The organism is Streptosporangium minutum (assembly GCF_002149035.1).
Taxonomy (GTDB): Bacteria; Actinomycetota; Actinomycetes; order Streptosporangiales; family Streptosporangiaceae; genus Streptosporangium; species Streptosporangium minutum.
This window is the reverse complement of record NZ_NGFP01000335.1, coordinates 1-8,582: the sequence shown is the minus strand read 5'-3', so window position 1 is coordinate 8,582 and position 8,582 is coordinate 1. Positions and strand designations below refer to the sequence as shown.

The 8,582-nt window shown below is 74.1% G+C and carries 8 protein-coding genes and 1 pseudogene; 3 read left to right on the top strand and 6 right to left on the bottom strand.

Going from position 1 to position 8,582, the window contains the following annotated elements; all coding sequences use genetic code 11:
• The 3 genes and pseudogenes from CA984_RS40350 to CA984_RS40340 form a co-directional block, all read left to right on the top strand.
• Positions 1 to 314: pseudogene (locus CA984_RS40350) on the top strand (NYN domain-containing protein); the annotation flags it as partial.
• A 68-nt stretch (positions 315 to 382) separates the two neighbouring features.
• Positions 383 to 1,786: an AlkA N-terminal domain-containing protein gene (locus tag CA984_RS40345; protein ID WP_086578628.1), complete on the top strand. Its 1,404-nt coding sequence runs from the start codon at positions 383 to 385 to the stop codon at positions 1,784 to 1,786.
• A complete protein-coding gene (locus tag CA984_RS40340) occupies positions 1,783 to 2,298 on the top strand; it encodes a methylated-DNA--[protein]-cysteine S-methyltransferase (protein ID WP_086578627.1) in 516 nt (171 codons plus the stop codon). Before CA984_RS40345 ends, CA984_RS40340 begins: the two co-directional genes overlap by 4 nt.
• Before the next feature lie 41 nt (positions 2,299 to 2,339).
• Here the strand turns inward: CA984_RS40340 and CA984_RS40335 are convergent, their stop codons facing one another.
• From CA984_RS40335 to CA984_RS40305, 6 genes are all read right to left on the bottom strand, one after another.
• Complete coding sequence (locus CA984_RS40335) at positions 2,340 to 3,269, bottom strand: hypothetical protein (protein WP_242676445.1); 930 nt, start codon at positions 3,267 to 3,269, stop codon at positions 2,340 to 2,342.
• Positions 3,270 to 3,271: 2 nt separating this feature from the next.
• A complete protein-coding gene (locus CA984_RS40330; protein ID WP_086578625.1) occupies positions 3,272 to 3,895 on the bottom strand; it encodes a hypothetical protein in 624 nt (207 codons plus the stop codon).
• A gap of 272 nt (positions 3,896 to 4,167) precedes the next feature.
• A complete protein-coding gene (locus tag CA984_RS40320) occupies positions 4,168 to 7,068 on the bottom strand; it encodes a hypothetical protein (protein ID WP_086578623.1) in 2,901 nt (966 codons plus the stop codon).
• 125 nt (positions 7,069 to 7,193) lie between these two features.
• Entirely contained in the window at positions 7,194 to 7,595 is a 402-nt protein-coding gene (locus tag CA984_RS40315) for a pilus assembly protein TadG-related protein (RefSeq protein ID WP_242676444.1), read from the bottom strand.
• Positions 7,596 to 7,663: 68 nt separating this feature from the next.
• Positions 7,664 to 8,212 carry a TadE/TadG family type IV pilus assembly protein gene (locus CA984_RS48945; protein ID WP_278249097.1) on the bottom strand — a complete coding sequence of 183 codons (549 nt, stop codon included), beginning with the start codon at positions 8,210 to 8,212 and terminating at the stop codon, positions 7,664 to 7,666.
• Positions 8,209 to 8,582, bottom strand: a 374-nt coding sequence (locus CA984_RS40305) for a TadE family protein (protein ID WP_108724685.1), incomplete at its 5' end; no start/stop codon positions are given. The genes CA984_RS40305 and CA984_RS48945, both read right to left, overlap by 4 nt.

Here is an 8,582-nt window from a genome sequence, read left to right as displayed (position 1 = left end):
CTCCGGCCGCGATCAAACCCAAGGCCCCCGTCGGCCAGATCACCAAGCTCGGCCCCAGCCGCCCCCGGGTCGAGGAGGTCGGCGAGCACGTGGCCCAGAAATGGATCCTCACCCGCGGCCGCGACAACATCCGCGACCTGCTCCCCGGCCCGATCCTCCCCACCGTCATCGACACCGAGCTGCTGATCGAGGCGGAGAAGGAGCTCGGCCACTCCCTGCGCCCCTATCCCGAGGCCCGCGTCTGGCTCCGCGACGGTTTCTGGGCCCGCGTCTACCGGGAGTTCGAGATCGGGGTCGGCGTCTCCTCCAAGTGACGGCCGCCTGACGATCACGTCCGATTCCCGCCAGCCGCATGCTCTGCGCTGCGGATAACGTCGTTGCTGTGTCCGTGAAAGAGCTTGACTTCGATTCCTGTTACCGAGCGGTGAGCGCCCGGGACGCCCGGTTCGACGGGCGGTTCTACACAGCGGTCACCTCCACGCACATCTACTGCCGTCCCATCTGCCCGGCGCGCACGCCCGCCTCCCGCAACGTGCGCTTCTACCGGCACGCGGCCTCCGCCGAGGCGGCCGGTTTCCGGCCCTGCAAGCGGTGCCGGCCCGAGCTCAGCCCCGGAGACCCCGGCTGGGACCACCGCGGCGAGCTGATCGGCCGCGCGCTCCGGCTGATCGACGAGGGCGTGGCCGACGACGGCGGGGTGGCGAGGCTGGCCGGGCGGCTGCACATCACCGAGCGGCACCTGCACCGGCTGTTCACCACCGAGATCGGCGTCGGACCGCTCGCCGTGGCCAGGACCAAGCGGCTGCTGCTGGCCAAGCAACTGCTGACCGAGACCGGACTGTCGATCACCGACGTGGCGTTCGCGTCGGGGTTCGGGAGCGTACGGCAGTTCAACGCGACCATGAAGGAGACCTACGGCTTCACCCCCGGCGAGCTGCGGGCCACCGCGGGCCGGGCCGTCACCGACAACTCGCTGACGCTCCGGCTGCACCGGCGCGCGCCGTACGAGGCGCGGACGCTGCTGCGATTCCTGCAGGGGCGGGCGATCCCCGGGCTGGAGCGCGTCGACGAGACGGGCTACAGCAGGGCCGTCCCCGGCGGCACGGTCACCCTCACCCCGGGACCCGGTGACGTCCGGCTGGAGGTCAGCCTCGACGACACCCGCCACCTGGCCCGCGTCGTCGCCCGGTGCCGCCGCCTCCTCGACCTCGACGCCGACCCCGAGGCCATCGCGCACGCCCTCGGGGAGACCTCCCTGGCTCCCCTCGTCGCGGCCCGCCCCGGCCTGCGGGTCCCCGGCGCGTGGGACGGCTTCGAGGTGGCCGTCCGCGCCGTGGTCGGCCAGCAGATCTCCGTCGCCGGCGCCCGCACCATCCTCGGCCGTATCGTGGGCCGGGCCGGCCGCCCCGTCGAGGCGGAGGGGTTCACCCACCTGTTCCCCACCCCCGGGGAGCTCCTGGAGGCCGACCTCGGCGGACTCGGGCTGACCGGGCGGCGGGTGGTCACGCTGAAGGCGCTCGCCGCGAAGGCGGCGGACGGCGAGATCGACCTGGACGGGGCGCAGGAACCCGGAGAGGCCGTGGCCCGGCTGCTGGAGGTGCCGGGCATCGGGCCGTGGACGGCCAGCTACATCGCGCTGCGGGCACTGCGCGACCCGGACGCGTGGCCCGCGGGAGACCTCGTGCTGCGGCGGGCCATGGCGTGCCTGGGCATCCCCGAAGACCACATCGAGCGGTGGCGGCCCTGGCGGGCCTACGCCGCGCTGCACCTATGGAGTTCACAGTGATCGAGGCACAGGTCCTCCCCACGCCCACCGGCCCGCTGGCGCTGCTCTCGCACGAGGGACTCGTCGTCGCCGCGGGTTTCACCGCCGACCCGCACCAGATGTTCCTGCGGCTCCCGGCCCGCCTCCAGGCGTACGGCCTGCGCCGGGTGGAGGACCTGGGCCACCCGGCGCAGGCCGTACGGGACTATCTGGACGGGGAGCTGACGGCCCTCGACGGCGTCGCGCTGACCCAGCCGGGCACGCCCACGCGGCAGCGGCTCCTGACGGCCCTGCGGGAGGTCCCGGCGGGGACCACGATCGGCTACGCCGAGCTGGCCGAGCGGGCGGGGCTGCCCAGGACGGCCGCCAGGGCGGCGGGGGCGGCGTGCGCGCAGAACCTGATCGCGCCGTTCGTCCCGTGCCACCGCATCCTGCCGTCCGCCGGCGGCTTCGGCGGCTACTACTACGGCACGCCGGTCAAGCAGTGGCTGCTCACCCACGAGAAGGCCCTCGCCCAGACCAGCGTGCTGTAGTCACCGGCGGGCCCGGCGCAGGCCCGTCCGGGTGACGGCGCTCAGGGCGTCCCCTTCCTGACGGTGCTCTGGACCTCGCCCACCTCGACGTCGCGGGTGGCGGCGGCCTGGATGGGGTCGTAGGCGAAGGGCACCACATTGTCCTGCACCCCGACCTCCCAGACGGAGGTGACGGTCAGGGTGTAGACGTCGCGCGGCTGGTCCGCCGAGGCACGCAGGTAGGTGACGCCGCAGGTGAACTTCTTGCCCTTGGCGTACGGCGTGCCGGTCTGGCCGCAGCCCTCCTCGGCCTTCTTCGCGCGATCGTCGCCGGTCCCCGGGTCGATCTTTATGTTCTTCAGGTCGGCGGTCACGGTCGCGCTCATGAAGCCCGGGATCGTGGCCGTCACCGACCGGCTGGTCTGGCCGGCGTCGCCCAGCCAGACCCAGGTCGGCAGGTTCACGTAGCTCTTGGCGTCCGGGTTGAGCTGGATCTTCGGCTCGGGCACGGTCAGCGCGGCGCGGGCGATCTCGACGAGCTCGGCGATCGTGATCCCGCTGGGCGGGGTCGTGCCGGGCGGCACCCACACGAAGGGGTCCAGGCCGTTCCAGCAGGACAGCCCGTCGGGGTCGGCCCCGTTGTAGGCGGGCGCCCACCAGCGGCCCTCCTTGCCGGCCTTGTCCTTGAACTGCTTGAGGAACTTCTGGTACTTCTCCTCGGTGGCGTTCGGGGTGTAGCGGAACCACAGAGCCCGCAGGTCCTCCTGCTGCTGCAGCTTCTCGGTGGCGCTCTTGTCGGGTTCGTACCAGCACGGGCGCTTGATCCGGTAGCCGTCGCTCTTGCCGCCGATCCCGGTCCCGGTAATGATGATCTTGGAGTTCTCCAGGCGGACCCCTGCCGTACGGCCGTCCTGGAAGCCCTCGCCGCCGCTGCCCCCCGGGTCGTCACCCCCGGAGGCCAGCAGCAACACTCCCGCAACGACCACATTCATGATCATCGAAGACATCCCTTCGCACGTTCGCTGGGAAGTTCCGCGTGACGCAGCAGCTTGATCCGCCAGACCCCGTCGTCGCCCCGCCGGAGCCCGGCGACCTGGAGGAAGGGCTTCCTGGTCCAGTCGGGCTGCCTGCGGACCGCCTTCCCGGTCTCCGCGTCCAGCAGCCGCATCCCCGTCTCGTCGACGCATCCGTGGAGCTCCGCCCCGCGCCCGGTGACCGAGACGACGTTCAGCGCGTACAGCCGGGAGGTGCCGCGCACCGACCGGCGCTGATCCAGGAACTCCCTGACCCACCGGTAGGCGTCCGAACTCGCGCCGTCCTGAACCGTCTCCAGATAGGCGGTGTCCTGGCCGCCGGTGACGACCGACTTGAACGATCCGGCGCGGTAGTCGCGGAAGGCATCGATCATCCCGGTGGTGTCCCGGTCGGCCACGGCGGGCCACTCGACCACCACGCGGACGCCGGGCGAGACCTCGACCGTCTCCACCCTCGGAGTGGGAACGGCCTGCTGTGCGGAGCTCGGGTCGCCGACCGGCAGGTCGTCGGGGGTGAACGGCCGGGGTGCCGGTGAGGAACAGCCCACCGGCACGAGCAGGGCCAGCGCGACCACCGCGCGCACGCCGATCACGCTGAAAGCGCCCCGCGACCGCGACCACCGACACGCGCGGATCGGCGTGGTCGCGCGCGCCCCACCCGACCGCCGGCCCGGCGTCTCCCCAGGCGCGTCGCTCGACCTCCGGCCGGACGTCACCTCGGACACGTCGCTCGGCCTCCGGCCGGACGTCACCCCAGGCGCGTCGCTCGACCTCCGGCCCGGCGGCGCCTCGGACACGCCACTCGACCTCTGACCCGTCACGGCGTCCGCCTCGGGCTCCGGGCCCGCTGACCCGGTCATGCCGACGGCGCCGAACGCATCCGCCACGAGGGCAGCAGCTCGTCGATGAGCGCCTCCGTCTCCGGCGCCATCCCGCCGCCGCCGGGGTGGGAGCCGGCCCGCCGGTGCAGGGCCTCGGCCACGGCCCGCAGGCGGCCCGGGTCGCCGGTCAGGTGGGTGGCCCGCAGCAGGTCCCGCCAGAGCCCCTCGTCGTCGGCGGCCAGCAGCAGCCCGGCCCGCGCCGCCACGACGGCCTGGGCGGCCTCGCCGTCCGCCAGCCGTATCTCGCAGAGCCGGTGGGCGGCGTCCGCGACACCGGCGGTCACGTCGTACTCCAGGTCGTCGGCGGCCAGCCAGGAGTACCGGCCGCGCGGACGCCCGTTCAGCAGCGGGCCGCGCACGAGGTTCAGGGCCCTCTCCAGGAGTACGGCGCGCACGGCGGGGTCCGCGTGCGACCGGCGGACGAACTCGCGGAAGAGCATCCAGTCGGTCCTCACCTCGGGCCCGAGACGGAGCCGCCCCGACTCGTCGGCGTAGAGGTTGGGCCGCCCGGCGCTGTCGACGCCCAGCCAGTCGACGACCCGGGCGATCGTGGCGTCCCGGACCACCGACTGCACGCCCCTCGGCCAGAGGATCCCGCCGAGCACGACCGGGTGGACGCCCCCCGGGTGGGTCGCCAGGTAGACGACGAGCTCGACGGCGAGCACGGCCCGGCCCTCCTCCATCGGCGGCGGGCCGGTGATCTCGACCGGCCCGAGGATCCGCACCTCGATGGAGGGCGTCTGCGGGACCGGCTCCCGCTCGTCGGGCAGCGGCTCCCCGGCGAGCCGCCCGGCTGTGTGGAACAGGTCGATCAGGGCCCGGTAGTGGCGGCGGGGCAGGAGCTGCGCGGCCACCTCGAACCCGAGCGCGTCCACCGTGGCCCGGCCGTCCTCGGTGATCTCCCAGTTCCAGGTGGCGTGCGGGACGTCACCCGCGACGACGTACCCGGCGGCCGTCCGGACGCCCTTCCTGGCGAGCACCGCCAGGCGGCGGCCCTCCTCCGCGCTCGGGACCACCGCGGACAGCACGTAGTGCGGCGGCCAGATCGGGTCGGCCGCGCGGCCGTGGATCCGGCCGGTGAGCACCTCGCCGCCGGGGTCGCGTTCCTCGGCCGTGGCCTCCAGCTCGGGCAGGAGCTCGGCGAGGCCGCCCACGCAGCGGACGCGGTCGGGGGCGATCACGGCGAGCTCCTCCCCGAAACCGACGAGCGTGATGAGCATCCGGTCCGACCAGCGGTTGGTGGCCAGCTCCACCGCGAGCGCGGCGAGGGCGGCGGTGCTCTGGGGGCCCTTGAGGCTGATCAGCCCGTGGGCCGCCTCAAGGTCGACGAGCACCCGGCCCTCACCGTTGGTCCCCAGCGAGACCAGGCCCGGGTACGGCGCGGGCGCCCCGGCGAGCTCCTGTTCGTCGAGCATCCGGCCCTCGTGGGCCGGCAGCCGCCACACCTGGCCGCCGTCGTGGGCGGCCCAGGGCGCGGGGGCGTCGAGGTCGGGCGGGTGAATCCACAGGTCGAGGGTGTGCGGGGACAGGTGCGCGGCGTAGATCGTGGGCGGGACGCGGTTCTGGGCCGCGAGGGACCTGCCCAGGAGCCGCAGCCCGATGTCCAGCATCCGGCTGCCCGGCGCGTCGGCGCCCAGCCGGAGCGCGAGCTCGGCCTGGGCCGCGTCGCCCCTCGGCCGGGCGATCCGGTGCCCGAACGCCCGGTACCACAGCTGCCGCCTGCGCCGGCGGCCGAGTGCCGCCAGCAGTCCGGCCGCCGCCAGCGAGGTCACCGCCAGGTAGTCGAGCATCTCCAGCCCGGAGTCCTGCCCGGCCCGGCCGCCGGGGTCGGCGGCCACGGAGGGGTCGCGCCCGGTGCCGCCCTCCGATGCCTGCCGTCCGGTGCGGCCGGAGTCGTCGGCCGCGTGGGACTCCCGCCCGGTGGCGGTCTCCTGCGGGGACCGCCGGGAGGTGTCCGAGGGAGTCCGGCGCGTCTCGGCGGGGTCGGTCCTGCCGTCGCCGGGGACGACGGAGGTGTCCGAGGGCCGGGAGACCTCCGGCCGGGACTCCATCGGGAGATCCGCGCGGCCCGGGGTGAAGGTCCGGGTGCGGCCGTCGAGCTCCGCCGGCTTGCCGGGGTGCTCCTTCAGGGTGGCGTCGCGGGGCTGGGCGGCCGGGACGAGGTGGATGTTCCTGGCGTCGGCCGGCATGTCCAGCACCCAGCCGGGCCTGATCAGGTCGGCCATGTGGAGACGGCTGCCGTCGGGCTGCTCCTTGTGCTGGTTGAGCCGGTAGATCTCCGGATAGCGCCGCCCGTCGCCCAGGCACTTCTCCGCGATCTCCCACAGGCTCTCGTGGTGGCGCCCGTGCGGCGGCTGCACCACGTAGACCTTCTTGGCCTTCTCCACCGGCACCAGCGGCGCCCGCTCCTCGGCGACCGGCGCGGACAGCGCGACGGAGGCGACGGCGGGGCCGGCGGCCGGCGTGCCCCCCGCCTTCGCGATCGGCACGACCACCGCCGACATGGTGAACAGCACCAGCACCGCCGAGACCAGCCGGTTGGCCAGGACCTGGGTGCCCCCGGAGAGCGGGACCCTGGCCGGCATGCCGACCCGCCGCAGCCCGGCGTAGACCTCGACGATCACGCAGACGGTCAGCTGCAGCCACGCCAGCCAGACCAGCAGCACGAGGATCGCCACGATCGTGCCCGTGCCGACCGGGCTGGACAGCAGGTCGATGTCGAGCAGCTCGGGCGGGAGCGGCGGCCCGGCCAGCCGGAGCAGGGCGTAGGGGACCCCGCCCAGGAGCGCGGCCAGCACGACCAGCGCGCCGAGTCCGGCGAACAGGTCACCCGCGGTGCGCCTGGGCCTGATGCGCATGGGCTGTCGCGTGGGCATGCGTCTCCCTCCCCGTTCAGATTCGTCGTCCGTCACCCGCTCAGCCAGTGGTTCGCGGCAATTGGTCTAGGGCATTCGGCGCGGCCCTTCCCGTCCGCCGGGACCGCCCCGGCCGCACCGGGCCATCAGACGTCCTCCCCCGTGTCGGGACCGGCGGTGGCCTCGGCCTCCGTCTCGGAGCCGGGGAAGCCGAAGGCGGCCAGGAAGAAGGCCTTCCACGACACCGAGACCCGTACGGTGACCTCGGCCTGGCCGCCGCCGACCGTGCACTCGGCGAGCTGGACGTCGTCGGTGGCGTGGGCGGAGACGACCTCCTCGGCCTTGGCACAGGCCGTACCCTCCTCCAGCAGGCGGGCCTGGCCGGTGGCGCGGAGGTGTTCGACGTCGATCTGGTCGGCGGCCGCCCGAGCCGCCTGCTCGGCGATGTCGGCGGCCCGCAGCCGGGAGTTGATGGCGGCCCCGCCGTCGACCAGGAGCCCGGCCAGCAGGAAGACCGCCACCGAGAAGATCACCGTGAAGACCGACATCGACCCCCGCTCCCCGGCCGCGGAGCCACGGGAAGCCCGCGAGGTCGGCTCCCCGCCGCCGGAAGGGCTCATTCGACCCTCCGGAACTGCTCCAGCGGGACCACCGAGTCGCCCTTCATCTCCTTGGCGGCGCCGAAGCCGAGGAAGCCCAGGTCCAGCGAGCAGGTCACCTCGACCCTGACCAGCGCGCCCTCCTTCCAGTCCGTGCCCGCCAGGCTCACCTCGGGCTCGCACTCACCCGACAGCGACTCCTTCGCCGCCCTGTCGGCGGCGTCCTCGGCGTCGGACAGGGTGCGCTCGACCGAGGCCGCCCTGGCCGCGTCCCTGGCCGCGCCGTTGACCTCGCCCTGGGCCTCCACCAGCCGTCCCGCGCCGACCAGGAAGAGCATGAACAGCAGGAAGACCGGGGCCAGCATCACCGTCTCGGCCGTCAGCGATCCGCGCTCGCCGCCGCGCCTGCCATCGCCGCGTCCGCGTCCGGGTCCGCCGTCGCCACATCCGCGTCCATGTCCGGGGTCGCCGCCGCACCGCGCGCACCCGCCACCGGGCTCGCGCTCGCCGCCGCGCCGCGCGCACCCGGGTCCTCGTCCGGGGCGGGACGGGGCCGGGAAGGTCATGGGCATCCTTCACTCCCGTCGTCGGGTCGGAAGCACTCGACGGGTCCGCCGAAACGCGAGGTGATGGTGAACGTCGTGGACGGCAGCAGCGGGACGACCTGGACCGCCGTGGCGGTGATCTCGACGCCTCGCTGGTCGCCCTCCTCCCAGGTTGTGACGGTGGCGCCGTCGAGAAGCTTCGGGCCGACGGCCTTGAGCACCTCGTCGGCCCGCTCCCTGGCGTCGCTCTCCCAGGAGTCGGTGTCGACCCGGGCGAGGCGGGCGCCTTCCCGGGCGGCGGCGTCGGCCACCTGGCGGCCGTGGAACCACAGGGCGAACTGCACGACGAGCAGGATGACGGCCAGCACCACCGGCATGATCATCGCGAGTT

Excerpts from the sequence above, each read along its gene's own strand:
- CA984_RS40320 (WP_086578623.1), bottom strand. The coding sequence starts at position 7,068 with ATGCCCACGCGACAGCCCATGCGCATCAGGCCCAGGCGCACCGCGGGT.
- CA984_RS48945 (WP_278249097.1), bottom strand. The coding sequence starts at position 8,212 with ATGACCTTCCCGGCCCCGTCCCGCCCCGGACGAGGACCCGGGTGCGCG.
- CA984_RS40315 (WP_242676444.1), bottom strand. The coding sequence starts at position 7,595 with ATGTCGGTCTTCACGGTGATCTTCTCGGTGGCGGTCTTCCTGCTGGCC.
- CA984_RS40335 (WP_242676445.1), bottom strand. The coding sequence starts at position 3,269 with ATGAATGTGGTCGTTGCGGGAGTGTTGCTGCTGGCCTCCGGGGGTGAC.